24 protein-coding genes and 1 pseudogene are annotated in these 25,302 nt (G+C 63.3%); 15 read left to right on the plus strand and 10 right to left on the minus strand.

Features of this window, described 5'->3' with window-relative positions:
- The first annotated feature begins 228 nt into the window (after positions 1 to 228).
- Positions 229 to 1,467 (plus strand): multifunctional CCA addition/repair protein, encoded by a 1,239-nt coding sequence (locus tag C3418_RS07295; protein WP_103858232.1) that lies wholly within the window; start codon positions 229 to 231, stop codon positions 1,465 to 1,467.
- Between the two features lie 90 nt (positions 1,468 to 1,557).
- On the opposite strand, the gene C3418_RS07300 is transcribed toward C3418_RS07295, so the two are convergent.
- Together C3418_RS07300 and C3418_RS07305 are read right to left on the minus strand one after the other, a co-directional pair.
- Complete coding sequence (locus C3418_RS07300) at positions 1,558 to 2,823, minus strand: inorganic phosphate transporter (protein ID WP_039040595.1); 1,266 nt, start codon at positions 2,821 to 2,823, stop codon at positions 1,558 to 1,560.
- A 25-nt stretch (positions 2,824 to 2,848) separates the two neighbouring features.
- Positions 2,849 to 3,529: a TIGR00153 family protein gene (locus C3418_RS07305; RefSeq protein ID WP_010675736.1), complete on the minus strand. Its 681-nt coding sequence runs from the start codon at positions 3,527 to 3,529 to the stop codon at positions 2,849 to 2,851.
- Positions 3,530 to 3,698: 169 nt separating this feature from the next.
- On the opposite strand from C3418_RS07305, the gene C3418_RS07310 reads away from it, so the two are divergent.
- Positions 3,699 to 4,652, plus strand: coding sequence for an inorganic triphosphatase (locus tag C3418_RS07310; RefSeq protein WP_103858233.1), 954 nt, complete (start codon positions 3,699 to 3,701; stop codon positions 4,650 to 4,652).
- A 77-nt stretch (positions 4,653 to 4,729) separates the two neighbouring features.
- Here C3418_RS07310 and C3418_RS07315 read toward each other — a convergent pair whose 3' ends face one another.
- The 7 genes from C3418_RS07315 to hslR all read right to left on the minus strand — a co-directional run bounded on the left by C3418_RS07315 (position 4,730) and on the right by hslR (position 11,759).
- On the minus strand, positions 4,730 to 5,200 hold the full coding sequence (locus C3418_RS07315; RefSeq protein ID WP_010675734.1) for a glycine zipper 2TM domain-containing protein: 471 nt from the start codon (positions 5,198 to 5,200) through the stop codon (positions 4,730 to 4,732).
- Between the two features lie 131 nt (positions 5,201 to 5,331).
- Positions 5,332 to 5,784, minus strand: coding sequence for an N-acetyltransferase (locus C3418_RS07320; protein ID WP_103858234.1), 453 nt, complete (start codon positions 5,782 to 5,784; stop codon positions 5,332 to 5,334).
- A gap of 137 nt (positions 5,785 to 5,921) precedes the next feature.
- Positions 5,922 to 7,724, minus strand: coding sequence for an aminopeptidase P family protein (locus tag C3418_RS07325; RefSeq protein WP_041213951.1), 1,803 nt, complete (start codon positions 7,722 to 7,724; stop codon positions 5,922 to 5,924).
- A 33-nt stretch (positions 7,725 to 7,757) separates the two neighbouring features.
- The gene (locus tag C3418_RS07330) at positions 7,758 to 8,423 is read right to left on the minus strand and encodes a GntR family transcriptional regulator (protein ID WP_103858235.1); all 666 of its coding nucleotides are present in this window, start codon (positions 8,421 to 8,423) and stop codon (positions 7,758 to 7,760) included.
- Positions 8,424 to 8,596: 173 nt separating this feature from the next.
- On the minus strand, positions 8,597 to 10,222 hold the full coding sequence (gene pckA, locus C3418_RS07335; protein WP_010675730.1) for a phosphoenolpyruvate carboxykinase (ATP): 1,626 nt from the start codon (positions 10,220 to 10,222) through the stop codon (positions 8,597 to 8,599).
- A 149-nt stretch (positions 10,223 to 10,371) separates the two neighbouring features.
- Positions 10,372 to 11,256 (minus strand): Hsp33 family molecular chaperone HslO, encoded by an 885-nt coding sequence (gene hslO, locus C3418_RS07340; RefSeq protein ID WP_010675729.1) that lies wholly within the window; start codon positions 11,254 to 11,256, stop codon positions 10,372 to 10,374.
- Between the two features lie 104 nt (positions 11,257 to 11,360).
- The gene (gene hslR / locus C3418_RS07345) at positions 11,361 to 11,759 is read right to left on the minus strand and encodes a ribosome-associated heat shock protein Hsp15 (RefSeq protein WP_010675728.1); all 399 of its coding nucleotides are present in this window, start codon (positions 11,757 to 11,759) and stop codon (positions 11,361 to 11,363) included.
- 216 nt (positions 11,760 to 11,975) lie between these two features.
- On the opposite strand from hslR, the gene exeC reads away from it, so the two are divergent.
- The 12 genes from exeC to exeN all read left to right on the plus strand — a co-directional run bounded on the left by exeC (position 11,976) and on the right by exeN (position 23,541).
- A complete protein-coding gene (gene exeC, locus C3418_RS07350; protein WP_270835689.1) occupies positions 11,976 to 12,824 on the plus strand; it encodes a GspC family type II secretion system variant ExeC in 849 nt (282 codons plus the stop codon).
- A gap of 21 nt (positions 12,825 to 12,845) precedes the next feature.
- Positions 12,846 to 14,900, plus strand: a complete 2,055-nt coding sequence (gene exeD / locus C3418_RS07355; protein WP_010675726.1) for a GspD family T2SS secretin variant ExeD — start codon at positions 12,846 to 12,848, stop codon at positions 14,898 to 14,900.
- Positions 14,900 to 16,405 (plus strand): GspE family T2SS ATPase variant ExeE, encoded by a 1,506-nt coding sequence (gene exeE / locus C3418_RS07360; RefSeq protein ID WP_103858236.1) that lies wholly within the window; start codon positions 14,900 to 14,902, stop codon positions 16,403 to 16,405. The genes exeD and exeE overlap by 1 nt, the downstream gene beginning before the upstream one ends.
- 1 nt (position 16,406) lies before the next feature.
- A complete protein-coding gene (gene exeF / locus C3418_RS07365; RefSeq protein ID WP_103858237.1) occupies positions 16,407 to 17,627 on the plus strand; it encodes a GspF family T2SS innner membrane protein variant ExeF in 1,221 nt (406 codons plus the stop codon).
- 116 nt (positions 17,628 to 17,743) lie between these two features.
- Entirely contained in the window at positions 17,744 to 18,175 is a 432-nt protein-coding gene (gene exeG, locus C3418_RS07370; protein WP_010675723.1) for a GspG family T2SS major pseudopilin variant ExeG, read from the plus strand.
- Positions 18,176 to 18,222: 47 nt separating this feature from the next.
- Complete coding sequence (gene exeH, locus C3418_RS07375) at positions 18,223 to 18,786, plus strand: GspH family T2SS minor pseudopilin variant ExeH (RefSeq protein WP_010675722.1); 564 nt, start codon at positions 18,223 to 18,225, stop codon at positions 18,784 to 18,786.
- Positions 18,787 to 18,851: 65 nt separating this feature from the next.
- Positions 18,852 to 19,205: a GspI family T2SS minor pseudopilin variant ExeI gene (gene exeI, locus C3418_RS07380; protein WP_257713654.1), complete on the plus strand. Its 354-nt coding sequence runs from the start codon at positions 18,852 to 18,854 to the stop codon at positions 19,203 to 19,205.
- A 44-nt stretch (positions 19,206 to 19,249) separates the two neighbouring features.
- On the plus strand, positions 19,250 to 19,891 hold the full coding sequence (gene exeJ, locus C3418_RS07385; protein ID WP_103858238.1) for a GspJ family T2SS minor pseudopilin variant ExeJ: 642 nt from the start codon (positions 19,250 to 19,252) through the stop codon (positions 19,889 to 19,891).
- Positions 19,892 to 19,980: 89 nt separating this feature from the next.
- Positions 19,981 to 21,000: a GspK family T2SS minor pseudopilin variant ExeK gene (gene exeK, locus C3418_RS07390; RefSeq protein ID WP_069784267.1), complete on the plus strand. Its 1,020-nt coding sequence runs from the start codon at positions 19,981 to 19,983 to the stop codon at positions 20,998 to 21,000.
- A gap of 113 nt (positions 21,001 to 21,113) precedes the next feature.
- Complete coding sequence (gene exeL, locus C3418_RS07395) at positions 21,114 to 22,298, plus strand: GspL family type II secretion system protein ExeL (protein WP_080989970.1); 1,185 nt, start codon at positions 21,114 to 21,116, stop codon at positions 22,296 to 22,298.
- Complete coding sequence (gene exeM, locus C3418_RS07400; protein ID WP_010675717.1) at positions 22,295 to 22,786, plus strand: GspM family type II secretion system protein ExeM; 492 nt, start codon at positions 22,295 to 22,297, stop codon at positions 22,784 to 22,786. The genes exeL and exeM overlap by 4 nt, the downstream gene beginning before the upstream one ends.
- Complete coding sequence (exeN, locus tag C3418_RS07405) at positions 22,783 to 23,541, plus strand: GspN family type II secretion system protein ExeN (RefSeq protein WP_103858239.1); 759 nt, start codon at positions 22,783 to 22,785, stop codon at positions 23,539 to 23,541. Before exeM ends, exeN begins: the two co-directional genes overlap by 4 nt.
- A 48-nt stretch (positions 23,542 to 23,589) precedes the next feature.
- Here the strand turns inward: exeN and C3418_RS07410 are convergent, their stop codons facing one another.
- Positions 23,590 to 24,399, minus strand: a complete 810-nt coding sequence (locus C3418_RS07410) for a helix-turn-helix transcriptional regulator (protein ID WP_103858240.1) — start codon at positions 24,397 to 24,399, stop codon at positions 23,590 to 23,592.
- Between the two features lie 145 nt (positions 24,400 to 24,544).
- On the opposite strand from C3418_RS07410, the pseudogene tyrS reads away from it, so the two are divergent.
- A pseudogene (tyrS, locus tag C3418_RS07415) lies at positions 24,545 to 25,180 on the plus strand (tyrosine--tRNA ligase); the annotation flags it as partial.
- Between the last annotated feature and the right edge of the window lie 122 nt (positions 25,181 to 25,302).

A 25,302-nucleotide genomic window follows, 5' to 3' on the forward strand; every position in this document is an offset into this window, starting at 1 on the left:
AGGATCCATTCCATTGTTATGGGCGGCAGGTTAAAGCCTCCCAAAAGGGATGTCAAAGACCCGGATACCATAAGGGGAGCTGGCTCGAACCACGGGCTGAGTCGCCCGGGACGATGACGGGAAGCCGCCGCCCGGCCGAGTGATGGCGAGCCTGGTGCGACGGGTTCACATCGTCTCTCTTGGCCAAAAGCGGTATCATCGTGGCAAGTTTATCGAGGGAGAGTGCGCGTGCAGATTTATCTGGTCGGAGGGGCGGTGCGGGATCGCCTGTTGGGATTGCCCCAGGGGGATCGGGATCACTTGGTGGTCGGCGCCACGGTGGAGCAGATGCTGGGTCTCGGATTCACCCAGGTGGGCCGAGACTTTCCAGTCTTTCTTCACCCCAAAACCCAGCAGGAGTACGCCCTGGCGCGCACCGAGCGCAAGCAGGGGCAGGGTTACACCGGCTTCGTCTGCCATGCCGCCCCCGAGGTGACGCTGGAGCAGGATCTGCTGCGCCGGGATCTCACCATCAACGCCATCGCCGAAGATGAGGACGGGCAACTGCACGATCCCTACAGCGGCGTGCAGGATCTGGAGGCGCGGTTGCTGCGCCATGTCTCGCCGGCCTTTGCCGAGGATCCCCTGCGCATCCTGCGGGTGGCGCGCTTCGCCGCCCGTTTCCATGCCCAGGGGTTCGTGGTGGCCCCCGAGACGCTGGGGCTGATGCGCGAGATGACGGAGGCTGGAGAGCTGGCCCACCTGACCCCGGAGCGGGTCTGGAAGGAGCTGGAAAAAGTGCTGCTGGGGCCGACACCCCAGATCTTCTTCGAGGTGCTGCGCGAATGCGGCGCACTCAAGGCGCTCTTCCCCGAGCTCGATGCCCTGTTCGGTGTGCCGGCCCCTGCCAGATGGCACCCGGAGATCGACACCGGCATCCACACCATGATGGTGCTGGCGCAGGCATGTCGTCTCTCCCCCGAACTGACCGTGCGCTTCGCGTCCCTCTGCCACGACTTTGGCAAGGGGCTGACCCCGCCCGCCTTCTGGCCGAGCCATCACGGCCATGGTCAGAAGGGGTTGCCGCTCATTCGCGATTTTTGCGAGCGCTTCCGGGTGCCGAACGAGTGTCGCGATCTGGCACTGCTGGTGAGCGACCTGCACACCCATATCCACATTGCCTTCGAGCTCAAGCCCGCGACCCTGCTCAAGGTATTCGACAAGGCCGATGCCTGGCGCAGACCGGAGCGCTTTACCCAGCTGCTCGATGCCTGTCGCGCCGACTTCCACGGTCGTACCGGCTTCGAAGAGAAAGTCTACAGCCAGCCGGACTATGTCGCTCAGGCCCTGGAGGCGGCGCAGGCTGTGCCGGTCAAGGAGATAGTGGCGGCCGGCTTCAAGGGGGAGGCAATCCGCGAGCAGCTTGCCAAACGGCGGCTCGATGCCATCAGCCGGGTGCGCGACGAGTGGACCTTTATCGAGGAGTAAACGCCGCAGCCGATCGACGGCGTGATATGGGCGAAGCATAAAAAAGCCCGGGTCAATGACCCGGGCTTTTTGTCGTGCGGCGTGGGCTGCTCAGGAGAAGCAGGCCTGCAACACGTAGAAGATGGCGATGGCCAGGATGGCGCCCGCGGGCAGGGTGATGACCCAGGAGACCACGATGTTGCGCAGCACGCCCAGGTTCAGGGCCGCGATGCCCCGTGCCAGACCGACGCCCATGACGGCACCGACCAGGGTCTGGGTGGTGGAGATGGGCAGACCGGTGCCGGAGGCTATCACCACGGTGGCGGCGGTGGCCAGCTGGGCTGCGAAGCCACGGCTCGGGGTCAGGTGGGTGATGCCGGTGCCGACGGTCGCCATCACCTTCTCGCCCATGGTGGCCAGACCGATGACGATGCCGATGCCGCCAAGGGGCAGGATCCACCAGGCGATGTGGGAGCTGCCGCCGATCTCGCCGCCGGCCGCCACGATGGAGGCGACTGCAGAGAGCGGACCGATGGCGTTGGCCACGTCGTTGGAGCCATGGGCGAAGGCCATGGCGCAGGCGGTGATGATCATCAGGATGCCGAACACCTTCTCCACGTTGGCGAAGTGCATCTTGCTGTCATCTTTCGGGTTGTACTGCTGGCCGCGGATATAGATCCAGCCGGCAAACGCCACCGCGATGGAGATGGCGACGGAGAGCAGCGCGCCTTCGCCATTGCTCAGGTGCAGACCGACGTGGGTCAGCCCCTTCTTGATGGTGACCAGGCAGATGACCAGGGACGTCAGGAACATGTAGAAGGGGACATAGCGCTTGGCATTGTCCAGGGGATTGTCCGTGTTGAAGATGAGCTTCTGCACGCTGATGAACATGAAGTAGGCGATGATGCCCGAGATGGCCGGCGTGACTACCCAGGAGCCGACGATGCCGCCAAACTTGTTCCACTGTACCGCTTCCGGACCGATGCTCACCACGGCGAAGCCCACGATGGCGCCGATGATGGAGTGGGTGGTGGAGACGGGCCAGCCGAAATAGGAGGCCAGGATCAGCCACAGACCCGCAGCCAGCAGGGAGGCGATCATGCCGAGCACCAGCAGATCCGGCGTGTCGGCAAAGGCGTTGCTGTCGATGATGCCGCTGCGGATGGTTGCCGTCACTTCGCCACCGGCCAGATAGGCACCGGCAAATTCAAAGATCATGGCGATGATGATCGCCTGACGGATGGTCAGGGACTTGGTGCCGACCGATGTGCCCATTGCATTGGCGACGTCGTTCGCACCAATGCCCCAGGCCATCAAAAAGCCGAACAAGGCCGCCACGAGCACCAGGGTGGTGCCGTAATTCGCGATAATGTCCATTAGTAGTGTTTACCCAGTCAGTCGATTACGAACGAGCCAGCATCAATTCCAGACGGGCGCCAACGCGCTCTGCCTGATCAGCCAGGTCACCTACCCATTCGAGGATCTTGTAGAGGAACATAACGTCGATCGGATTGTATTTGTGCTCAACGGCTTGCAGCTGTTGGCGCAGTCCGATCTGCATGGTGTCAGTATCGTCCTCGATGAGATCCAGCTGGTGGATCATCTCGGCAACCATTTCAACTTCACGTCCTTTAAAGCCGGTTTCAAGCAGCTCATCGAGTTCTCCGATGGCTTTTTCGGCTTGGGCGGTCGCATCGATACAGCGTTTGAGATAGGCCATGAAATCGGCGCGCATCTCGGTGGGGAATTCCATCTTGCGGCCAAGCATGCGACCGGAAATATCCTTGGCACGGTTGGCAATCTTGTCCTGCTGGGTCAAGAGCTCCAGCAGATCGGTACGGGCGACCGGCAGGAACAGGCCGCGGGGGAGTTTCAAGCGGATTTCGCGCTTGAGGATGTCCGCTTCTTTTTCCAGCTGGGCGATCTGTTGCCGGATCTTCTCGGCATCTTCCCAGCGGTCTTCAGCGACGGCATCAAAGAAGGGAATGAGCTGTTCGCAGCACACGTGAACCTTGACGATATGCTTCTGCAGCGGCTTGATGGGGGACTTGGCAAAAAGACCCAAAATAGTATTTACTGGCATGGCCAAACCTGTGTCGGTGAAAAAACACTCGATACGATTTTATGAGGGGCGCATGGTAACCGAACTGTGCCATCAATAAAACCGTGAATTAATCGTGAACTGTCGCTGGCATTATATCCTCGCGACTCTGAACATGCCCCCCAAAGTTGCCCGCCAGCCCGGAATGACTATGCAAACTGAGATCGAGATAAAGTTTTTCGTCACCAGCAATATTCAAGAATCCCTCTCCAAGCTTCTGAATTCACTAGATATTATATCTTCCAATCAAGCCGCTCTTGGCAACGTCTATTTCGACACGCCCGATCTGGGTTTGCGTGGGCTCGAGATGGGGTTGCGCATTCGTCGCAGCGATGATTTTTCCGAGCAGACCATCAAGTGCCGGGGGCAGGTCGTGGGCGGATTGCACGCCAGACCCGAGTACAACGCCCCGGTGGAGGGAACCATTCCGACCCTGTCTGCCTTTCCTGTCGATATCTGGCCGAGTCTGGCAGTGCGCGATGAACTCCAGAGCCGTCTGGTGGCCCAGTTCAGCACCGATTTCCTGCGCCGCCACTGGCTGATCGCATTCGGAGATGCCGAGATCGAGCTGGCCTGGGATCAGGGGGAGATTGCCGGTGCCCTGGGGCGTACCGGGATCGACGAGCTGGAGCTGGAGCTGAAATCCGGCGATGCCCGCGCGCTGTTCACCCTGGCGAGCAAGCTGGCGGCGCTGGGAGGATTGCGGCTGGGTGCCCAGTCCAAGGCGCAGCGCGGATACAGGCTGGCTGGGCTTGGCAAGCCACTGGCCGTGCAGCCCCTGCAAAGGATTGAGGGTAAAGGTCAGAAGGCCAGCATTACCCTGGGTATGCAGCACTGGCAGTATCATGAGCAGCTCTGGCTCGAGAGTGACGATGCTGGCGAACAACAACGGGCGCTGCATGCCCTGCTCGAGGGGGTATCCCTGGTTGCCGAGGCGGCAGGCACGCTGACGGTGCCACCCTCCTGGCTGGCCGACCTGCAGGCGCAACAGCGTCTGATGATGCAGGTGGCCGGGGATCGTGCATCATTGCATGCCCTGTTCCACCATGCCGACCTGGTGGGCCTGCAGTTGTCCATCGCGGCCTGGCTGCATCTGGGGGAGTGAATCCTCAGTGGTGCAGAGCGCAAAAAGGTGAGCCCGGGCTCACCTTTTTTATGGCAGTTGCACCTTGAGCGGCGCTATCAGTTCACCACGGCCACGTTGATGGTGCCGTTGCCCTGGGTCATGCGGACCCGGGCACCAGGTACAAAGGTGGGGCTGGCCTTTTGTACCACCACGATGGATTCGCCGTTCTCTTTCTTGATCTCGAGCTCGACCCCGTCAACCTGGTTGAGTTTGTCCCCTGCCGCCTTGCCGGCCGCCGCACCCGCAATGGCGCCACCGGCCGCCGCGATGTCACTGCCACGACCGCCGCCTATGGTGCTGCCGAGCAGGCCGCCGACCACGGCACCGCCAATGGTGCCGATCAGGGAGTTCTCATCGGCCTGGATCTTGACGGGGCGGGTGGAGAGGATGGTGCCATAGCTGACGGTCTGTACCTGCTTGGCGCGATCCTTGGTGTAGACATCGCCGGAGTAGACGTCGCTGTTGGCACAGCCGGTGATGGCGGTGGTGGCCGCCAGCAGGGTGACGAGAGCAATACGTTTGAACATGATGGGCCTCCTGGGCGGGCATCGGATTAATCTGGTGATGAATTGCACTTTACGCCAACCAGATTGCGCATTAAACCCGCAAAGTGTAACCAATTATGTGGCCGGAAGACTCCCGTGCCGGTGGTGGATGGTCAGATCAGGGCTTTTTCCAGCAGCAGGCGATCCTCGCCCGGCCCGAAGTAGCCTCTCTCTTCTGCCAACTGCTGATAACCCAGCCTGAAGTAGAGGCGCTGGGCCGGATTGGCGGGATCCACGGTCAGCCTCACCCGGGCAACCTGCAAATGCGCCAGAGCCTGCTCCACCTGCAACATCATTTGCTCGGCCAGGCCGAAGCCGCGCGCTTCGGGACGCACCGCGAGGGAGAGCAGCCAGCCCTGCGACCGATCCTGACCAAGCCCCCCCAGGGCATAGCCCAGCAGCCGGTCTTCCCGCTCCGCGACGACCAGCAGTTCGGGCCACAGATCCATGGCCTGGCGAAAGAAGAAACCGGGGTAGACATCCTCGCCGAAGACATCGGCATCTATCTGCCAGATGGCGTGCATGTCGGTGTGGGTGGCAAGGCGCAATACGGGGGACGAGTGCATCGGGGCTCCTCTCATCGGGTCTCTGCTGCGGGGCAGCCAAAAAGGAGGCACAGGGTAGAAGGGGCGGGGAGTCGATGCAAGGGGGGCATTTGTGGCATGCCGCAGATAAAGAAACAGGGCCCGCAGGCCCTGTGTCATCAGAGGAGGCTGGTCGCCTGCTCCAGCCAGGCGAGATCCTCGCCCTCCAGCAGCGGGCTCAGACGGCGGTAGACCTCCGCATGGTATTCGTTGATCCAGCGGAACTCCGCCGGGCTCAGCAGGCTGCGATCGATGAGGCGGATGTCGAACGGCACATAGGTCAGTCGCTCGAAGCCCAGCATCGTCAGCTCGCCACGGGCTTCCTGCTCGGTCACCACCACCAGGTTTTCACAGCGGATGCCGAAGGCATCTTCCCGGTAGTAGCCCGGCTCGTTGGAGAGCACCATGCCCGGCTGCAGGGCCACCAGGCTGCCCTTGGGGGCGATGCGCTGCGGACCTTCGTGCACGCTGAGGAAGTGGCCGACCCCGTGTCCGGTACCATGGTCGTAGTTGTAACCGGCTTGCCACAGGGGCATGCGGGCCAGCACGTCGAGCTGGATGCCGGCAGTGCCGCGGGGGAAGCGGGCCTGATCCAGGGCAATATGACCCTGCAGCACCCGGGTAAACATGGCCCTGTGCTCGTCAGTCACCTCACCCACTTTGACGGTGCGAGTGATGTCGGTGGTGCCGTCCAGGTACTGGGCGCCGGAGTCCACCAGATAGATGCTGTCCTGGCCGAAGGCGCGCGGGGTACCGTTGGTGTGGCGGTAGTGGCACATGGCGGCGTTGGGGCCGAGTGCCGAGATGGTGTCGAAGCTCGGCTCCACATAGTGCTCCTGCTCGTGGCGGAAGGCTTCCAGCTGGTCGGCCAGGGTGCCTTCGTCCACACCGTCGAACTCGCCGCTGGCGATCAGGCGATCCAGCCAGGCCAGGAAGCGGGTGACGGCAACGCCGTCGCGCAGGTGGGCGGCACGCATGCCGGCCAGCTCCACGGGGTTCTTGCACGCCTTGGGCAGCATGGTGGGATCCTGGCCGGCCACCAGAATGGCGCCCGCCTCTTCCATCACGAGCTGGGTCCAGGCGTTGGCGGTGTTGGGGTCGGCCAGCACCTTCTGCTGATCCTCGCCGATGCGCTGCAACACGTCACCCAGCTTGTCGATGGGGTAGACGGAGACATCCTGCCCCACGTGCTGGCTGAAGGCGAAGCAGTCGATCTTGTCGGTGTCGACGAAGAAATCCATGGTGGCGTTGGCGTAGAGCACCGCAAAGCCCAGCACCACCGGCAGGCGTTCCACGTCGCGACCACGCAGGTTGAGCAGCCAGTTGATGGGCTCGGCCTGGGTCAGCAACACCGCATCCAGCCCGCGCTTGCGCAGATCGCTGGCCAGCATTTCGCGCTTGGCCTGGCTGGACTGGCCCGCCAGCTCCTCGCTGTAGAGGATGACAGGGCTCTTGGTCGGAGCGGGACGATCGCTCCAGTGCAGATCGATGGGGTTCTCGTCGATGCGCACCAGCTCGATGCCGTGATCGGCCAGCACGGCGTTGGCGTTCTGATACCAGGCCAGGCTGTGCAGGCGGGCATCGAAGCCGACCCGGGAGCCTGAGGGCAACTGCTCCGCCAGCCACTGCACGTGGGGGTCTTCATTGAGGTGGAGAAACTCGAACAGCTCGGCCGGCGCCTGCATGCGGGCCTGCACGGTATAACGACCGTCGATGAACAGGGCCGCCCGATGCGCCAGGATGATGGCGAGCCCGGCGGAGCCGTTGAAACCCGTGATCCAGTCCAGCCGCTCGGCATAGGCGGGAATGTACTCCCCCAGATGCTCGTCGTCGTGGGGAACGATGAAGGCGTCCAGCTCCAGCGTGGCCAGTGTGGCCCTGACCTGGGCGACGCGGGTTTCAATAATCTCGAAATGGTTCATGTCGTTATTGCCAGCTTGTGGTGATGTGAGTGTTCATTGATGGTGGCCGCTTGCCAGGATCTGTCTGATCGATTGGCCTGCCGCCTCGATGTGTTGCTTGAGCAGTACCACTGCTTCGTGCTTGCGCCGGGCGCGGCACAGTTCAAGGAGTCGGGCGTGCTCCCGCTCGGCCTTGTCCACGCCGCCCTGGTCGAACAGCAGTTCGAAACGCACATAGCGGTCGCAGCTCAGATTGATCTGGGCGATCAGTTCCAGTGCCTGGGGGCGATTGGCTGCCTGGTAAAGGGTGGCGTGAAAGCGGTGATTCAACTCGGCCCAGTGTTCGATCTGGGTGCCAGACTCCAGCGCCAGATCAAACTGGGCGAGGATGGCTTGCGCCTGGGCGAAGGTCTCCTCCGTCATCAGGTCGACGGCGTGGAACAGGGTATCGGCTTCGAGCAGTGCCCGCAAATAAAAGAGCTCCTCGATGGCCGAGGCATCCAGCATGGTCACCACGGCGCCGCGATGGGCCTCGAACTTCACCAGCCCCTGAGCTTCCAGTTGCATCAGGGCTTCCCGCACCGGGATGCGGCTCACCGCCAGCTCCTTGGCGATGGCGTCCTGGCGCAGGGGGGCGCCCGCAGCAAACTCGCCACGCAATATCCGGCCGCGGAGGTTCTCCATCACCATCTGGGTTCGGGTCTTGTAAGGTGGGGTCATGCTGGGGTCACGGGCAGGTTGCAAAATTGTATATTGTATAAAGTTTGGCTGAATCTAACGCGCAAGGGCCGTCAAGGCAAGGCTTGGCGGGAGCCATATGCCGCGCATCGGCCAAAAAAATACCGGCCAGCAGGGCTGACCGGTACGGGATTGCGAGACGCGAGGCGCGTTTCTTACAACTGCGGGCCCGCCGCGACCAGGCGTTTGCCTTCGTCGTTGTCGGTGAAGCGCTCGAAGTTCTTGATGAAGCGCCCGGCCAGATCGGCCGCCTTGGCATCCCACTCGGCCTGGTCGGCGTAAGTGTCTCGCGGATCCAGGATGGCGGGGTTGACGCCCGGCAGCTCGGTCGGCACTTCCAGGTTGAACACCGGCAGTACCTTGGTCGGCGCCTTCTCGATGGAACCATCCAGGATGGCGTCGATGATGCCACGGGTATCCTTGATGGAGATCCGCTTGCCTGTGCCGTTCCAGCCGGTGTTGACCAGATAGGCTTCAGCCCCTGCCGCTTCCATCCGTTTCACCAGCTCCTGGCCGTACTTGGTCGGGTGCAGGCTGAGGAAAGCCGCGCCGAAGCAGGAGGAGAAGGTCGGGGTCGGCTCTGTGATGCCGCGCTCGGTACCGGCCAGCTTGGCGGTGAAGCCGGACAGGAAGTGGTACTTGGTCTGCTCCTTGGTCAGCTTGGCGACCGGGGGCAGCACACCGAAGGCGTCTGCGGTCAGGAAGATCACCTTGGTGGCGTGCCCCGCCTTGGAGACCGGCTTGACGATGTTGTCGATGTGATAGATGGGGTAGGAGACCCGGGTATTCTCGGTGCGGGAACCGTCGTCGAAGTCGATGGTGCCATCGGCGGCCACGGTCACGTTCTCCAGCAGCGCATCGCGGCGGATGGCGTGGTAGATGTCCGGCTCGGCCTCTTCGGAGAGCTTGATGGTCTTGGCGTAGCAGCCCCCTTCGAAGTTGAACACGCCGTGATCATCCCAGCCGTGCTCGTCATCGCCGATCAGCTGACGCTTGGGATCGGTGGAGAGGGTGGTCTTGCCGGTGCCGGAGAGGCCGAAGAAGATGGCCACGTCCCCATCCTTGCCCACGTTGGCGGAGCAGTGCATGGAGGCGATGCCGCGCAGGGGCAGGAAGTAGTTCATCATGGAGAACATGCCCTTCTTCATCTCGCCACCGTACCAGGTGCCGCCGATGAGTTGCATCTTCTCGGTCATGTTGAAGGCGACGAAGTTCTCGGAGTTGAGACCCTGCTCCTTCCAGTTCGGGTTGGTGCACTTGGCACCGTTCATCACCACGAAGTCCGGTTTGAAGGTCTTCAGCTCCTCTTCGCTCGGGCGGATGAACATGTTCTTCACGAAGTGCGCCTGCCAGGCCACCTCGGTGATGATGCGCACTGCCAGGCGGGTGTCCGGGTTGGCGCCGCAGAAGCCGTCCACCACGAACAGACGCTTGCCGGAGAGCTGTTTGGTGACCAGCCCTTTCAGATGTGACCACACTTCCGGGGTGATCGCCTTGTTATCGTTTTTACCCTGGTCAGACCACCACACAGTATCCTGGGTAGTGGCATCTTTGACGATATATTTATCTTTAGGGGAGCGGCCGGTGAAGATGCCGGTGTTGACGTTGACGGCGCCAAGCTCGGTGACGACGCCACGTTCGAAGCCCTCAAGGTCTGAGCGGGTCTCTTCAGCGAAAAGCTGCTCATAGGAGGGGTTGCGAACGATTTCCTGGCTGTTTTTGATACCGTATTGGTCCAGCTTCAGTTGTTGGGCCAGGGTGGGTTCTACCACGATTGTCATTGTATTCTCCTGGGTTCAGAGGTGTGTAGGGTTCTATCTGACGTTCATGCTACCACCTAGGTGGTAGTTTTTAGCGATCGCCATCAAACTTTATAAAATAGGGTATTTTTTTGTTATTTAAGTTAAAGGCGGGTTTTGCCCGCCTTTGATTAGTGTAACTGGTTTGCATCATTACCGGGAGCCCTGCTGAACAGGGTTTCGATGTCTATCCCGTCGAATTCGTAGTGGGCGCCGCAGTAATCGCAGTGCATGTCGATCTTGCCGAGCTCCTGCACCATGGATACCGCTTCTTCCTTGTCTATCTGCAGCAAGGCCCCTTCGCAACGGGCGCGGGAGCAGGTGCAGCGGAACTCGATGGCCTGGGGATCGAACACCCGTACCTTGTCCTGGTGGTAGAGGCGGTAGAGGATCTCTTCCGCGTCCAGACCGAACAGCTCCTCGTCCTTGATGGTGGTGGTGAGCTGGACCAGGTGGTCGAAATCTTCGCTGTGATCCTCGCTCTGGGCCGGCAGCTCCTGCAGCAGGATGCCCGCCGCACGGGGCTCGCCCTCGTGGTGGCCGGTGCGGATCCAGAGGCGGGTGGCCAGTTGTTCGGACTGGGCGAAGTAGTGCTCCAGACAGGCCGCCAGGGTGTCGGCCTCCAGGGCGATGATGCCCTGATAGCGCTCTCCCTGATCCGGAGTGATGGTGATGACCAGATGACCGTTGCCGATCAGGCTTTGCAGCTTGCCGTCCGTCGGCAATTCCCCTTCATAGCGTGCCACGCCGCGCAATTGCTGGTTGTTGTCGCCGTTGATGACGGCCAGACGCACCGGACCGTCCCCCTGCAGCTGCACCGTGATGGAGCCTTCGAACTTGAGGGTGGCGGTCAGCAGGCTGGTGGCAACCAGCAGCTCGCCCAGCAGGTGCTGCACCTGTACCGGGTAGTTCTGGGCGTCGATGATGTGGCGGTAGGTACGATCCAGCTGGACCAGCTCCCCACGCACTTCGTACTCTTCGAACAGATAGCGATACAGGAGGTCTTGGTTACTCATCATGGTTTCCTAGGATGTTCTTGGGGAAAAATAAACACATTGTTAAACAGGTGGTTAGGAACTAATTCCTCCACCTGTCGTCATAAAGGGGCCACAGACGCGGATTAGGATTGCTTGACCCGGATAAGCTGGCGTCGCTCCTGCTTGTCGGGTCGGCGCTCCGGGCTTGGGGCAAACTGGCTGTTGAAGCGGCGGGCTTCGCTGTTTTCGGCCCGTTTCTTCAGGCTGGCCTCTGTCTCTTCATAGAGTTGCTGGGCCAGCGGGGCGGATTTGCGCTGCTCGCTCACCTCGAGCACCCGCACCTCCCGCTCGTCCTGGCCTTGCCAGAATCGCACCAGGGCGCCGACCTCGACCGCCTTGCCCGGCTTGGTGCGCTGGCCGTTGTAGTGCACCTTGCCGCCGTCGATCTGATCCCGCGCCAGACTGCGGGTCTTGTAAAAGCGGGCGGCCCACAGCCACTTGTCGAGACGGACCTGAGTGCTGCTTTGTGCTGGATTCGACATGGATCGGCTCCGGGATGGCTGAAAAGGTGCCTGATTATACCAGAGGCGGGCCCCGGGATAGAAACAGGGGGCATCCGGGTGTGACGGAAACTGAATTTTCACCCCTTGGTCCCATCCGGTCGGTTGTCTCTGGGTCCATTGCCGTACACAATAGCCAACCGACTTGGATGCCAGACAATTTTGAGAAAGATGACGCTACCGTTCAGGGATGATTTGTTGACTTCCCTTCTGGCTCGCTGCAAGGCCATGCCACTCTCCCGTTTCAGCCAGCCCCTGTTCTGGCTTCTGCTGCTGTTGCTGGCCCAGCAGTGTGCCGTGCTCACCTGGCGCCTGTACGAACTGGCCCAGCCCGCTCCCCTGACCCCCTGGCAACCCTCGGTCACCTCGGTGCAGGGGAGTGGTGGCGATCGCCTCGATCTTGGCAACCTCAGCCGCCTCTCTCTCTTTGGCAAGGCGCTGCAACCCCAGGCGGACAAGGCGGCAGAGACGGTGGCGGTGGATGCCCCGAAAACCCAGCTCAACGCCCAGCTCAACGGGGTGCTGGCAAGCTCGGATCCCGCCAAGTCCATCGCCATCATCGCCCACAACGGGACACAGAACTCTTACGGCATCGGAGACTACATCGACGGTACTCAGGCCAGGATCCGCCAGGTGTTTGCCGATCGGGTCATTATCGCCCGGGACGGCCGTGACGAGACCCTGATGCTGGACGGGGAAGAGTATGGCAAGCCCCTGCCCAAACCGGCCCGCCAGGAGGGACTCTCCTCCGTGCGCAGCGAACTGCTGGGCAACCCGGGCAAGATCACCGATTACCTCAATATTTCTCCGGTCCGGGTGGACGGTCGCATGACCGGCTATCGCCTCAACCCGGGTCGCAATCCGGAACTGTTCAATCAACTCGGACTGGTCGCCAACGATCTGGCGGTCAGCATCAACGGCCTGGATCTGCGTGACAACGCCCAGGCCATGCAGGCGATGCAGCAGGTGGCGGGCGCCACGGAAATGACCGTCACCGTCGAGCGGCAAGGACAGCTCTACGACGTCTATGTCGGCTTGTCAGAATAATGAATTGGAGTAGCACCAAGAATGACAAATAAAGGGAAGGGCTGGCGTCTGGCCACCATGGCGGCAGCCTTGATGATGGCCGGTTCTGCCTGGGCCACCGAGTATTCCGCCAGTTTCAAGAACGCCGACATCGAGGAGTTCATCAACACGGTCGGCAAGAACCTGAACAAAACCATCATCATAGAGCCATCGGTACGCGGCAAGATCAACGTGCGCAGCTATGACCTGCTCAACGAGGATCAGTACTACCAGTTCTTCCTGAGCGTGCTCGACGTTTACGGCTTTGCCGTGGTGCCCATGAACAACGGCGTGCTCAAGGTGGTGCGCTCCAAGGATGCCAAGACCTCGGCCATCCCCGTGGTGGATGACACCAACCCCGGCGTGGGTGACGAGATGGTGACCCGGGTCGTGCCGGTGCGCAATGTCTCGGTCCGTGAACTGGCCCCCCTGCTGCGTCAGCTCAACGACAACGCCGGCGGCGGCAACGTGGTCCACTACGAGCCCTCCAACGTGCTGCTCATCACCGGCCGCGCCGCCGTGGTCAACCGCCTGGTGGAGGTAGTTCGCCGGGTGGACAAGGCGGGGGATCAGGACATGGACGTCATCAAGCTCAAGTTCGCCTCCGCCGGCGAGATGGTGCGGCTGGTGACCAACCTCAACAAGGATGGCAGCAATCAGGGGGCCAACGCCTCGCTGCTGCTCTCCCCCAAGGTGGTGGCCGACGAGCGCACCAACTCCGTGGTCATCAGCGGCGAGCCCAAGGCCCGTGCCCGCATCATCCAGATGGTGCGCCAGCTCGACCGGGATCTGCAGAGCCAGGGCAACACCCGGGTCTTCTACCTGAAATATGGCAAGGCCAAGGATCTGGTGGACGTCCTCAAGGGGGTCAGCTCCAGCATCGCCGCCGACAAGAAGGGCGGGGCGGCTGCCACGGCCACGGGCGGCGCCAGCATCGGCGGCGGCCAGCTCGCCATCTCCGCCGACGAGACCACTAATGCCCTGGTGATCACCGCCCAGCCGGATGTGATGGCCGAGCTGGAGCAGGTCATCGCCAAGCTCGACATTCGTCGTGCCCAGGTGCTGGTGGAGGCCATCATCGTCGAGATATCGGATGGTGACGGCATGAACCTCGGGGTGCAGTGGGCCAACACCAATGGCGGCGGCACCCAGTTCACCGACACCGGTCTGCCCATCGGCTCCCTGGCCATCGCCGCCAAGGATTACAAAGACAACGGCAACACCGACGGCCTGTCATCCCTGGCGGGTAGCTTCAGCGGCATGGCGGCAGGCTTCTATCACGGGGACTGGGCGGCGCTGGTGACGGCGCTCTCCACCAACAGCAAGAACGACATCCTCTCCACCCCGAGCATCGTCACCATGGACAACAAGGAGGCCTCCTTCAACGTCGGTCAGGAAGTGCCGGTGCAGAGTGGCTCCCAGAGCTCCACCACCAGCGATCAGGTGTTCAACACCATAGAGCGCAAGACGGTGGGGACCAAGCTGGTGGTGACGCCCCAGATCAACGAAGGAGATTCCGTGCTGCTCAACATCGAGCAGGAGGTCTCCAGCGTGGCACAGAAGCAGGCGACCGGGACCGCCAACCTGGGCCCCACCTTCGATACCCGCACCGTGAAGAACGCCGTGCTGGTCAAGAGCGGCGAGACAGTGGTGCTGGGTGGCCTGATGGACGAACAGACCCAGGAGCAGATCTCCAAGGTGCCCCTGCTCGGGGACATTCCGGTGCTGGGTTACCTGTTCCGTTCCTCCAAGACCTCCACCGCCAAGCGCAACCTGATGGTCTTCATCCGCCCGACCATATTGCGTGACGCCAATGTCTACTCCGGGGTCTCCAGCAACAAGTACACCCTGTTCAGGGCCGAACAGCTGAGCCGGGCTGCGGAAGAGGGCTATGCCACCTCGCCGGCTCGCCAGGTGCTGCCCGCCTATGGCCAGGACGTGATGATGTCCCCCGAGGTGCAGCAGCAGATCCAGAGAATGCAGGCCCAGCAGCAGGCGACCGCCACCGGCGTGCGCGCCCAGGTGCAGGAGCAGCCCTTCGTGCAGAGCAAGCCCTGATGGCCGCCTACCAGCTCGATGGCAGCGAGCTGCCGGCTCCCCTGCCGGAACTGCCGTTCGCGTTTGCCCGCAACTTCGGGGCCATCCTGACCGAGCGCCAGGGTGCCCCGGTGCTGCTCTGCCGCCAGGGCGTGACACCGCAAACCCTGCTGGAAGTGCGGCGGGTGGCGGGCTGCGCCTTCACGGTGGAGCAGATGGACGGCGAGGCCTTCGAAGAGCTGCTGATGGCCCACTATCAGCGTGACTCCTCCGAGGCGCGTCAGCTGATGGAGGATCTCGGCAACGAGATGGACTTCTTTGCCCTGGCCGAAGAGCTGCCCCAGAGCGAGGATCTGCTGGATGCCGACGACGACGCCCCCATCATTCGCCTCATCAATGCCATGCTGAGCGAGGCGATAAAAGAAGAGGCGTCCGACATCCACATCGAGACCTTCGAGCGGGCCCTGGTGATCCGTTTTCGCATCGATGGGGTGCTGCGGGAGATCCTGCGCCCCCATCGCAAACTCGCCTCCCTGCTGGTGTCGCGCATCAAGGTCATGTCGCGCATGGACATCGCCGAGAAGCGGGTGCCCCAGGATGGCCGCATCTCACTGCGCATCGGCGGCCGGGCGGTGGACGTGCGGGTCTCCACCATGCCCTCCAGCTACGGCGAGCGGGTGGTATTGCGACTGCTCGACAAGAACAACGTGCGCCTCGAGCTCAAGCAGCTCGGCATGACGCTGGCCAACCGCAACATCATCAGCGAACTCATTCGCAAGCCCCACGGCATCATCCTGGTGACGGGCCCGACCGGTTCGGGCAAGTCCACCACCCTTTATGCGGCCCTCTCGGAGATCAACTCCCGGGATCGCAACATCCTGACCGTCGAAGACCCCATCGAATATGACCTCGAAGGGGTGGGCCAGACCCAGGTCAACAGCAAGGTGGACATGACCTTCGCCCGGGGCCTGCGCGCCATTCTGCGCCAGGATCCGGACGTGGTGATGGTGGGGGAAATCCGTGACCTCGAGACCGCCCAGATCGCGGTGCAGGCATCCCTCACCGGTCACCTGGTGATGTCGACCCTGCACACCAACACCGCCATCGGCGCCATCACCCGGATGCGGGACATGGGGATCGAGCCCTTCCTGCTCTCCTCGTCGCTCCTGGCGGTACTGGCCCAGCGGCTGGTGCGCACCCTCTGCCCGGATTGCCGCGCACCGCACCCTGTCACCGAGCAGGAGCGTGTTGCCATGGGCATCGAGCTTGCGCCGGATCAGCAGATCTGGCGTCCGGTGGGCTGCGAGCAGTGCAACCACACCGGCTATCGCGGCCGGACCGGCATCCACGAGCTGGTGGTGGTGGACGAGGCGGTGCGCGAGGCGATCCACAGCGCCAGCGGCGAGCTCGCCATCGAGCGGCTGATCCGGGGTCACACCCCCAGCATCCGCCGCGACGGCATCGACAAGGTGCTCAAGGGGCAGACCAGCCTCGAAGAGGTGCTGCGCGTGACCCGGGAAGACTGAGATGGCAGCATTCGAATACAAGGCCCTCGACAGCAAGGGACGCAACAAGAGCGGCGTGCTGGAGGGGGATTCCGCCCGCCAGGTGCGCCAGCTGCTGCGCGAGCAGGGGCTGACCCCGCTCGAGGTGAACGAGACCACCGAGAAGGCCAAGCGCGAGGCGAACCGCTTCGTGTTGTTCCGCCGTGGTGCCAGCACCGCCGAGCTGGCGATGATCACCCGCCAGCTGGCCACCCTGGTGGGGGCCGGTCTCACCATCGAAGAGGCCCTCAAGGCGGTCGCCGAGCAGTGCGAGAAGGCCCACCTGCGCAGCCTGGTGGCGACGGTGCGCAGCAAGGTGGTGGAGGGGTATTCCCTGGCCGATTCGCTGGGGGCCTTCCCCCATGTGTTCGACCAGCTGTTCCGCTCCATGGTGGCGGCCGGCGAGAAGTCCGGTCACCTGGAGAAGGTGCTCAACCGTCTCGCCGATTACACCGAGCAGCGCCAGCACATGCGCACCAAGCTGCTGCAGGCGATGATCTATCCCATCGTCCTCACCCTGGTGGCGGTGGGGGTCATCTCCATACTGCTCACCGCCGTGGTGCCCAAGGTGGTGGCCCAGTTCGAACACATGGGCCAGCAACTGCCGGGCACCACCCGTTTCCTCATCGGCACCAGCGAGCTGTTGCAGCACTACGGCCTCTGGTTCCTGCTGCTCCTTGGCATTGGCGGTCTGATTTGGCGCTGGTGGCTGACCGACGACAAGCGTCGTCGTCGCTGGCACCAGGTGATACTGCGCCTGCCGGTGATCGGTCGGGTCAGCCGCGGTCTCAACACCGCCCGCTTTGCCCGCACCCTGAGCATCCTCAACGCCAGCGCCGTCCCCCTGCTGGAGGGAATGAAGATCGCCGGGGAAGTGCTCTCAAACGACTATGCCCGCATGCGCATCGGTGAGGCCACCGAGCGGGTGCGGGAGGGGACCAGCCTGCGCAAGTCGCTGGATGAAACCAGAATTTTTCCGCCCATGATGCTGCACATGATCGCCTCGGGCGAGCAGAGTGGCGAGCTCGACAGCATGCTGGAGCGGGCGGCGGACAACCAGGACAGGGAGTTCGAAACCCAGGTGAACATCGCCCTCGGGGTGTTCGAGCCCATGCTGGTGGTCTCCATGGCCGGGGTGGTGCTGTTTATCGTGATGTCGATCCTGCAGCCGATCCTGGAGCTCAACAACATGGTGAATCTGTGAGGGTCGGGTGCCCGAATAGGCTTCGCCATTCGAACCTGCAAATTCAATCGAACGATAGTGGTTTAACAGTTAATCGTTGATGGCTAATGCCATCTCATTTCGTTAGGGAGTCAGTCATGCAAAAGCGTCGTCAATCGGGTTTTACCCTGCTGGAAGTGATGGTGGTCATCGTGATCCTGGGGATCCTGGCCAGCCTGGTGGTGCCCAACCTGATGGGCAACAAGGAGAAGGCGGATCAGCAAAAAGCGGTCTCCGACATAGTGGCGCTGGAAAACGCCCTCGACATGTACAAGCTGGACAACAACCGCTACCCGACCACCGAGCAGGGGCTGGATGCCCTGGTCAACAAGCCGACCGCATCCCCTGAGCCGCGCAGCTACCGTGAAGGGGGCTACATCAAGCGCCTGCCGCAGGATCCCTGGGGCAACCAGTACCAGCTGCTGAGCCCGGGCCAGTTCGGCAAGATCGACATCTTCTCCATGGGGATGGACGGCGAAGCCGGGACCGATGACGACATCGGCAACTGGAACCTGAAGGACTTCCAATAAGTGATTCCGCCGCGTCGTGCTCACTGCGCCACCCCGGGGCTGCCTGAATGAAGGTGGCCTCTTCGGCCCGTCACCAGGCCGGTTTTACCCTGCTGGAGGTGTTGCTGGTCGCCATGTTGATGGGACTGGTGGCGACCGCCGTCACCCTCAGCATGGGGGGCGCCAGGGGGGATCGGGAGCTCGACAAGCAGGCGCGCCGCTTCATGGCGACCCTGCAGCAGGCCCAGGAGTATTCGGTGATGGATGGCAGGCTGCTGGGGCTGCGGGTCGAGGAGAACGGCTGGCAGTTTATGTCCCGGGATCCCAAGGATCGCAAGTGGCGCGCCCTGACCGGTGACAAGTTGCTGGGGCCGGTGACGTTGCCGGAGGGGATGACCCTGGCGGTGGAGCTGGAAGGTTTCAACTGGCGTACTGCGTCGGACGAACGCCAGGAGCAGGGTCGGGACGAGCGCGAGCGGACACCCCAGATCCTGGTCTTTCCGGGGGGAGAGCTCTCTCCCTTCGTGCTGACCCTGAGCCAGCAGGACGAGGATCTGCACTACCTGCGCACCGTCAGGGGGGACGAGTTCGGTCGTCTCTCCCTGTTGCAGGATGAAGAGGAAGAAGAGTGAGGAGCGCCAGGCCCGCAGGGGGCGCTCTAGCGCGTCGCACCGCTCTGTCGGACGGCCCCGCCCGGGTGCGCGGCATGACGCTGCTGGAGGTCATGGTGGCCCTGGCGGTGTTTGCCATCGCCGGGCTGGCGGTGATGAAGACCGCGAGCGAACACCTGGCCGGCCTCAATTATCTGGAGCAGAAGACCCTGGCGACCTGGGTGGTGGAGAATCAGCTGGTGCAGCAGAAGCTCGAAGGCAAATGGCCGGGAGACAGCTGGGTGGAAGGGGACGAGGAGATGGCCGGGCAGACCTGGTACTGGCGCTATCGCGGCGTCGCCACGGCGGACAGCAACTTCAGGGCGCTGGACATGGAAGTGCGCACTGCGCCCAAGGCCGACAGCCCGGTGGCCATGATCCGGACCTATCTCAGCCGATGAACATTCATCAACGTGCGTCCATGATCCGGAGCCGGTGTCAGCCGATGATCCAGAGCAACCCCCGCCCATCGCGCCACCGCGGCTTTACCCTGCTTGAGATGCTGGTGGCCATTGCCATCTTCGCCACCCTGAGCCTGGGGGCCTATCAGGTGCTGCAAGGGGTGCTGACCAGCGACGAGGTTGCCAAGCGCAAGGAGGCCCGCCTTTCGGAACTGCAGCTCGCCTTCAGCCTGCTGGAGCGGGACGTCACCCAGATGGTGCCGCGCAGCGGTCGCATCGACGGCGAGAACAACAAGGTGCTGCTGGCGGCGTCCCGCTTCGGCCAGCAGAGCGACGACTGGGGCATGGCCTTCATTCGCGGCGGCTGGCTCAATCCGGACGGCATACTGCCGCGCTCCGGCCTGCAACGGGTGGGTTGGCGTCTCAAGGGGCAGACCCTGGAGCGGTTGAGCTACCTCTATCCGGATCCGGCCATTGGCACCGAGCCGCGCATTCAGCCCGTGCTGACCGGCGTGACGGCGCTGCGCCTCTATTTCTACGACAAGGGACAGTGGAAGGAGGAGTGGACCCAGCGCGACCTGCTGCCCTACGGGCTGGCGGTGGAGCTGGAGCTTGAAGACTACGGCACCATCCGTCGCCAGTTCCTGATCGGAGCCGGTGGCCAGAGGGCAGAGAATGGTAACTGATCGTCGTTTTCCCCTGTCCGTCACGAAGGATGACAGCACTATTCGACGTCGCCAGTTCCTGATCGGAGCCGGTGGCCAGAGGGCGGACAATGGCAATTAAGCGCCCCCGCCCTTCTTTGGCCCCCGGCAGACAGCGGGGCATGGCCCTGCTGGTGGTGTTGCTCATCCTCGCGGTGATGGTGATCGTCGCCAGCAACATGAGCGGCCGCCTGCAACTGGAGCTGCGTCGCACCGCCAACCTCACCCTGGGCAAGCAGGCCTGGTGGTATGCCATGTCGGCGGAGGCCCTGGTGATCAAGGTGCTGAACCAGGACTTCAAGGATGACCCGGATCGGGTGAGTCTGGGACAGAACTGGGCGCGGGAGGACGGGGTCTTCCCGGTGGAGGATGGCACTCTCTCGGGCCGGGTGCGGGATCTGCAATCCTGCTTCAACCTCAACAGCCTGAGCGTGCCCCTCAAGGAGGGGGAGAACGGCGACGATCTCGAGGCCCAGCCTTATCAGTTCAAGGTGTTCCGGGCCCTGCTCGCCCAGCTCGAGGTGGATGATTACGAAGCGGTGCAGCTGACGGACGCCATCCGCGACTGGACCGACAAGGATACCCAGCTGGTCTCGAGCAACGGGGCCGAGGATGCCTACTACGAGGGACTCAATCCCCCCTACCTGGTGGCTAACCAGCGGATGCTGGGCACCGACGAGTTGCGGGCAGTGCGCGGGGTGAGCGCCAGCCTGTACGCCCGGTTGGCCCCCTATGTGTGCTCCCTGCCCAATGACAAGCTGGTGGTGAACATCAACACCATCCGGCCGGAGCAGGCGGCCCTGCTGGTGGGGCTCTACCAGGGGAAGATCGGGCTGGACGATGCCAAGCGGGTGCTGACCAGCCGCCCCAAGAAGGGGTGGAAGAACAAGCAGGAGATGACGGAGCAGTTGCAGGTTCAGCCGGGTGCCATCACCGGGCTGGATGGCGCCCTGGACATCAAGAGCAGCTTCTTCGAGGCCCGCCTGCTGGCGGAGGTGGGGGAGACCCGCGCCAGGCTTGAGACCGTCTTCCAGCGTGGCAAGGACAACAAGCTGGTGATGCTGCGTCGCCTGAGCGGCGGCGCCGAATAACAAGGGGGCGTGGGGCGGTTTCAGCTGCCCTGCGCATCCCCCGATTGGACTGCAACCCATGGCTGTGCGCCCGCCCCCCTGAGGGAGGAGCGGGCATGGCAGGAGAGACATTAGTGAGCGAGAGTCTGGTCATCCGTCTGGGGACCAATGCGCAGCAGCCAGTGCACTGGCTGGTCTGGTCGGCGCAGGAGCAGGAGATCATCGCCTCCGGCATCCTGGCATCGGCGCACGCCCTCGGCGAGCTGCAGGAGCGTGCCGGTGGTCGCCCCGTGGTGACCCTGGTGCCCGGCAGCGATCTTATCTTCCGGCGGGTCAATCTGCCGGGCAAATACAGCCGCCAGAGTGCGGCGGCCCTGCCCTATCTGCTGGAGGAGCAGATCGCCTCAGACGTGGACGATCTGCACCTGGTGGTGCTCGGCCATCAGGGCCGCGAGGTGGATCTGATGGCGGTGGACAAGGGGAAGATGCACTCCTGGCTCGGCTGGCTGGAGCAGGCAGGGCTCAAGACCCTGCACCTGCTGCCCGACGTGCTGGCGCTGCCGCTCGCCGCCGATGGCTGGTCAGCCCTGCAGCTGGGGGAGGAGTGGCTGGTCCGCCAGGGCCCCCGTCAGGGCATAGTGGCGGAGGAATCCCTGCTGGCCATGCTGTTGGCAGCGCAGACCGAACCCGTCACCCTGCACTGCCATACTCCCATCCCCGCCATGGCGGCGGGCAACTGGCAGGGGGCTGACCCGGAACTGCCCATGCTGTTGCTGGCGAAAGGGGCGCTGACCTGCCAGGCCAACCTGCTGCAGGGGCCCTATCGTCCCCAGACCGAATACGCCCGCTACTGGTTGCAGTGGCGCAAGGTGGCGGTGCTGGCAGGCGTATTGTTGCTGGTGGCCCTGGTGCAGCGCGGTGTGCATCTGCACCAGCTGACGGAACAGGACAAGGCCCTCAAGGCGGAGATCCGGCAGGTCTACACCCGGATCTTCCCGGGGGAGACGCGCATCGTCAACGTGCGCAGCCAGATGACCCAGCACCTCCAGCAGTTGGGGCAGGCTCCCCAGGATGGCGTCCTGTTGCTCCTGACCGAGCTGGCCCCGGTGTTTGCCGAGGTGCCCGGCCTCAAGCCCGAAGTGCTGCGCTTCGATGCAGCCCGGGGCGAGCTGAGGTTGCAGGTGACGGCCCCCGGCTTCACCGAGATCGAACGTTTCCGCGAGCTGGCGGGCAAGCGCTTCGCGGTGCAGCAGGGTGAGGTGCGAAGCACCGAAGGCAAGGTCGAAGGGGCGCTGGTGCTCAAGGGGAGGTCGTCATGATGGACAAACTGCAGAGCTGGTGGCGCGGCATCAGTGCCCGCGAGCAGCGGCTGGTGGCGGTGGGGGGTAGCGTGCTGCTCATCGGGCTCTTCTACTGGGCGATCTGGCAGCCGGTGGCAAATCGCATTGCCGAGCGCGAGCGGCAGGTGGTGAACCAGCAGCAGACCCTGGCCTGGCTCAAGGAGAAGGGACAGGAGGTGCTGGCGATGCAGGGGGGACAGGGGCGCCAGATCGATACCGGTGGTACCCTGGACGGCGTGGTGAACCGCACCGCCTTCAACCAGAAGATCAAGATTGCCCGCTTGCAGCCCCAGGGTCAGGAGCTGCAGGTATGGATAGACACGGTGCCGTTCGATGATCTGCTGATCTGGCTTGCGACCCTCTCGGATCAATACGGCGTCCAGGTGCAGATCATCGAGCTGGCCCGCGAGGGGCTGGCCCCCGGGCTGGTCAAGGTCAGACGTTTGCAGTTGAGTCGTTCCCAATGAAGCGAAAAATAGTGATCGCCAGTCTCTTCCTGCTGGCCTATCTCGGTTTCCTGCTGGCCCAGTTGCCTGCATCCCTGGTGGTGCGCCATCTGCCGCTGCCCTCCAATCTGGTGCGGCTGGAGGGGGTGAGCGGCACCCTCTGGAACGGTCAGGCCGCCCGGGTGCAATATGCCAGCGAGTCCCTCACCCAGTTGCGCTGGGATCTCGATGGCTGGTCCCTGCTGCGGCTGTCGCCCGAGGTGTCGGTGCGCTTTGGCGAGCGCAGCGGACTCAACGGGCAGGGGAGCCTGGGTTGGAACGGTGCTGCTTTCGGGCGCAACATCACCCTGAATGCGCCGGCCCCCTGGGTGCTGGAGCGGGTGCCGATGAGACCCCCCTTCCCGTTGACGGCGACGGGTCAGTTGCAGCTCAAGATCGATCAGTTTGCCCAGGGCACTCCCTGGTGCGACAACCTTTACGGGGATCTTCACTGGTATGATGCACAGGCGGACACCCCGGCGGGCAAGCTGGCCCTGGGGGATCCCGAGATCACGCTCACCTGTCTCGACTCCCGGCTGGTGGCCGAGATCAAGCAGGGCTCGGAGGCGGTGCAGGTGCTGGGCAAGCTGGAGTTGCAGGCCAATCGCCAGTACCTGTTCCAGGGCACCTTGAAACCGGGTCCCGAGCTGCCGGACCAGATGAAACAGGGGCTACCCTTCCTCGGCCAGCCCGATGGGCAGGGGCGCTTCCCGCTGCGTTATCAGGGCCGCATCTGACGGCGTTGCCCATGGTTTGAACCACCCCGCCCCGGCGGGGTGGTGTCGTTATGGGGGCGCGCCGGCTGGCGCCGTGATGAGGTGATTGAGGAAGAAGCTGAACAGCTCGGCCCGGGAGTGCAGGTTCAACTTGGCGTAGAGGTGCTTGCGGTGATTCTTCACCGTGCCGCTGCCGATGCCGAGCGAACCGGCAATGGCCTCGGTATCCAGCCCCTGCAACAGCAAACCCGCCACCTGGCGCTCCCGCCGGGTTAGCTGGTCTCCCCCCACACTGGCGATAGCCTGCTCCACCGCCCCCTTGAGGTCAGTGCCATCTGACCTGGCCGGGCTGCGGGCCAGGCGGGGTGTCTCTTCCCGCCAGTGCTGGCGACACAGGGAGTGGACCAGCGGGAACAGTGCCTCCAGCCTGGTCAGCTCGTCACGGCTGAGGGAGCTGCGCTTGTCGAGGCGGCCCAGAAACAGCATCAGGGTGAGGCCGCCGCGCACCGGCAGGATCAGCCCCACCTCCTCCTGCCAGCCGGTGGCCTGATAGAAGTGGTGGCGATACTCGGGGTCGAGCCGCCCCCGTGACACCTGCGTCAGGGTCCAGACCCCGGCACCCAGCCCCTGCTCCAGCGCCTGCATGAAGGGATCCTGACTGAAGTGGCGGGTGAGGTAGCGGTCGAACAATAGGGCCCGCTGATGATGCAGGTTGTCGTAGAGGTAGACGGGGCGCAGCCCCACCCCGAGCAGCAGGGCACAGTCGAATGCCACCTGTTGCTGGATGAGGCGCACCAGGGCTGCCGGGAAGCCGCTGCCGTGCAGGGCATCGACGGCGGCGGTCAGGCTCAGGGTATCCGTGGCAGGAGACGGGGGCATGGCGATGGGCTCCGGGTCAGGGAATGGTTTCCCCACGATGGCAGGATGCTAGCACGGGAGTGGCAAAACTGTCCCCTGGGGGACATATCTGCCAGCACTGCAAACGGCGAGGATGGCCCTCTTTCTCTTGCTGTTGGAGCCCTCCATGACAAATCCTCACCTGCTCGATGAGCTGACCCAGCGCGGCCTGGTGGCCCAGAATTCCGACCCGGTGGCGCTGGCCGACCATCTTGCCACCCCTCGCACCGTCTACTGCGGCTTCGATCCTACCGCTGGCAGCTTGCACATCGGCCACCTGGTGCCACTGCTGATGCTGCGCCGCTTCCAGCTGGCGGGCCACACCCCGGTGGCTCTGGTGGGCGGGGCCACCGGCCTTATCGGCGATCCCAGCTTCAAGGCAAGCGAGCGCCCCCTCAACAGCGCCGAGACGGTGCAGGGCTGGGTCGCCAGCCTGTCGGCCCAGATAAAAGCGCTGCTGCCAGCGAGCGACGGGCTGGCGGCGTCGCTGCTGGTCAACAACGCCGACTGGATGGGGCAGATGTCCGCCCTCGATTTTCTGCGGGACATCGGCAAGCACTTCTCGGTCAACGCCATGCTGGCCCGCGAATCGGTGCGCCAGCGCCTGGCCCGCCCGGATCAGGGCATCTCGTTCACCGAGTTCTCCTACACCCTGCTGCAATCCCAGGACTTCGCCGTGCTCAACCAACGCCTCGGCTGCACCCTGCAGATCGGCGGCAACGACCAGTGGGGCAACATCACCAGCGGCATGGACCTCACTAAATAGCTGTTCCGAATAGTAGATCACTGGAGGAAGGGAACTCAGTCCAGTTTGTGCGATCTCATTAGTCGCCAAACAAAACAAGCCACACCCAAAGGACTGAGTTGATGCCTATCCTACCACCC

The organism is Aeromonas sp. ASNIH8, assembly GCF_002919855.1.
Classification (GTDB): Bacteria; Pseudomonadota; Gammaproteobacteria; order Enterobacterales; family Aeromonadaceae; genus Aeromonas; species Aeromonas caviae.

Coding starts and splice junctions, on each gene's coding strand:
- exeE (WP_103858236.1), top strand. CDS start 14,900: ATGGCCGCCTACCAGCTCGATGGCAGCGAGCTGCCGGCTCCCCTGCCG.
- exeG (WP_010675723.1), top strand. CDS start 17,744: ATGCAAAAGCGTCGTCAATCGGGTTTTACCCTGCTGGAAGTGATGGTG.
- C3418_RS07315 (WP_010675734.1), bottom strand. CDS start 5,200: ATGTTCAAACGTATTGCTCTCGTCACCCTGCTGGCGGCCACCACCGCC.
- C3418_RS07310 (WP_103858233.1), top strand. CDS start 3,699: ATGCAAACTGAGATCGAGATAAAGTTTTTCGTCACCAGCAATATTCAA.
- exeK (WP_069784267.1), top strand. CDS start 19,981: ATGGCAATTAAGCGCCCCCGCCCTTCTTTGGCCCCCGGCAGACAGCGG.
- C3418_RS07300 (WP_039040595.1), bottom strand. CDS start 2,823: ATGGACATTATCGCGAATTACGGCACCACCCTGGTGCTCGTGGCGGCC.
- exeD (WP_010675726.1), top strand. CDS start 12,846: ATGACAAATAAAGGGAAGGGCTGGCGTCTGGCCACCATGGCGGCAGCC.
- exeJ (WP_103858238.1), top strand. CDS start 19,250: ATGATCCAGAGCAACCCCCGCCCATCGCGCCACCGCGGCTTTACCCTG.
- pckA (WP_010675730.1), bottom strand. CDS start 10,222: ATGACAATCGTGGTAGAACCCACCCTGGCCCAACAACTGAAGCTGGAC.
- C3418_RS07325 (WP_041213951.1), bottom strand. CDS start 7,724: ATGAACCATTTCGAGATTATTGAAACCCGCGTCGCCCAGGTCAGGGCC.
- exeN (WP_103858239.1), top strand. CDS start 22,783: ATGAAGCGAAAAATAGTGATCGCCAGTCTCTTCCTGCTGGCCTATCTC.
- C3418_RS07410 (WP_103858240.1), bottom strand. CDS start 24,399: ATGCCCCCGTCTCCTGCCACGGATACCCTGAGCCTGACCGCCGCCGTC.
- C3418_RS07320 (WP_103858234.1), bottom strand. CDS start 5,784: ATGCACTCGTCCCCCGTATTGCGCCTTGCCACCCACACCGACATGCAC.
- hslR (WP_010675728.1), bottom strand. CDS start 11,759: ATGTCGAATCCAGCACAAAGCAGCACTCAGGTCCGTCTCGACAAGTGG.
- exeF (WP_103858237.1), top strand. CDS start 16,407: ATGGCAGCATTCGAATACAAGGCCCTCGACAGCAAGGGACGCAACAAG.
- exeH (WP_010675722.1), top strand. CDS start 18,223: ATGAAGGTGGCCTCTTCGGCCCGTCACCAGGCCGGTTTTACCCTGCTG.
- C3418_RS07330 (WP_103858235.1), bottom strand. CDS start 8,423: ATGACCCCACCTTACAAGACCCGAACCCAGATGGTGATGGAGAACCTC.
- hslO (WP_010675729.1), bottom strand. CDS start 11,256: ATGAGTAACCAAGACCTCCTGTATCGCTATCTGTTCGAAGAGTACGAA.
- C3418_RS07305 (WP_010675736.1), bottom strand. CDS start 3,529: ATGCCAGTAAATACTATTTTGGGTCTTTTTGCCAAGTCCCCCATCAAG.
- exeM (WP_010675717.1), top strand. CDS start 22,295: ATGATGGACAAACTGCAGAGCTGGTGGCGCGGCATCAGTGCCCGCGAG.